The organism is Escherichia sp. 94.0001, from assembly GCF_013369155.2.
Classification (GTDB): Bacteria; Pseudomonadota; Gammaproteobacteria; order Enterobacterales; family Enterobacteriaceae; genus Escherichia; species Escherichia coli_F.
In genome coordinates this window covers 1-1,275 of record NZ_JABWMS020000173.1, presented here as the reverse complement: position 1 = coordinate 1,275, position 1,275 = coordinate 1, and the positions used below count along the sequence as shown (strand labels likewise).

Annotated in this window: 1 protein-coding gene and 1 pseudogene; both read left to right on the top strand. The window is 58.7% G+C overall.

All coding sequences use genetic code 11. The annotated features are described in order from the left end of the window. Window positions 1–2 precede the first annotated feature (2 nt). Window positions 3–323, top strand: a complete 321-nt coding sequence (tnpB, locus tag HEN33_RS25005; RefSeq protein WP_342367210.1) for an IS66 family insertion sequence element accessory protein TnpB — start codon at window positions 3–5, stop codon at window positions 321–323. Window positions 324–372: 49 nt separating this feature from the next. Then, window positions 373–1,275, top strand: a pseudogene (locus HEN33_RS25000) (IS66-like element ISEc8 family transposase); the annotation flags it as partial.

Genomic DNA, 1,275 nt, shown 5'->3' with positions numbered 1-1,275 from the left:
AAATTTGGCTGGTTGCCGGTATCACCGATATGAGAAATGGCTTCAACGGCCTGGCTGCGAAAGTACAGATGGCGCTGAAAGACGATCCCATGTCCGGCCATGTTTTCATTTTCCGGGGCCGCAGCGGCAGTCAGGTTAAACTGCTGTGGTCCACCGGTGACGGACTGTGCCTCCTGACCAAACGGCTGGAGCGTGGGCGCTTCGCCTGGCCGTCAGCCCGTGATGGCAAAGTGTTCCTTACACAGGCGCAGCTGGCGATGCTGCTGGAAGGTATCGACTGGCGACAGCCTAAGCGGCTGCTGACCTCCCTGACCATGCTGTAAATCTCTTTATCCTGGTTGTCACAGAATAAGCCCGGTAAAATACGGGCTTATGAACGACATCTCTTCTGACGACATCTTCCTGCTGAAACAGCGCCTGGCCGAACAGGAAGCGCTGATCCACGCCCTGCAGGAAAAGCTGAGCAACCGGGAGCGCGAAATAGACCATCTGCAGGCGCAGCTGGATAAACTCCGCCGGATGAACTTCGGCAGTCGTTCCGAAAAAGTCTCCCGCCGTATCGCACAAATGGAAGCCGATCTGAACCGGCTTCAGAAAGAGAGCGATACGCTGACTGGTAGGGTGTATGACCCGCAGTACAGCGTCCGTTGCGTCAGACCCGCATCCGTAAGCCGTTCCCTGAATCACTACCCCGTGACGAAAAGCGACTGTTGCCTGCGGCGCCGTGCTGCCCGAACTGCGGCGGTTCACTGAGCTATCTGGGCGAGGATACCGCCGAACAGCTGGAGTTGATGCGTAGCGCCTTCCGGGTTATCCGGACGGTACGGGAAAAACATGCCTGTACTCAGTGCGATGCCATCGTGCAGGCACCTGCACCTTCGCGGCCCATCGAGCGGGGTATCGCCGGACCGGGGCTGCTGGCCCGCGTGCTGACCTCGAAGTATGCAGAGCACACCCCGCTGTATCGCCAGTCAGAAATATACGGCCGGCAAGGTGTGGAGCTGAGCCGTTCACTGCTGTCGGGCTGGGTGGATGCATGCTGCCGGCTGCTGTCTCCGCTGGAAGAGGCGCTTCATGGCTATGTCATGACTGACGGCAAACTCCATGCCGATGATACCCCGGTCCAGGTACTGATGCCGGGTAATAAGAAGACGAAGACCGGGCGGTTGTGGGCGTATGTTCGTGATGACCGCAATGCCGGGTCAGCGTTGGCACCTGCAGTGTGGTTCGCTTACAGCCCGGACAGAAAAGGCATCCATCCGCAGACCCATCTTG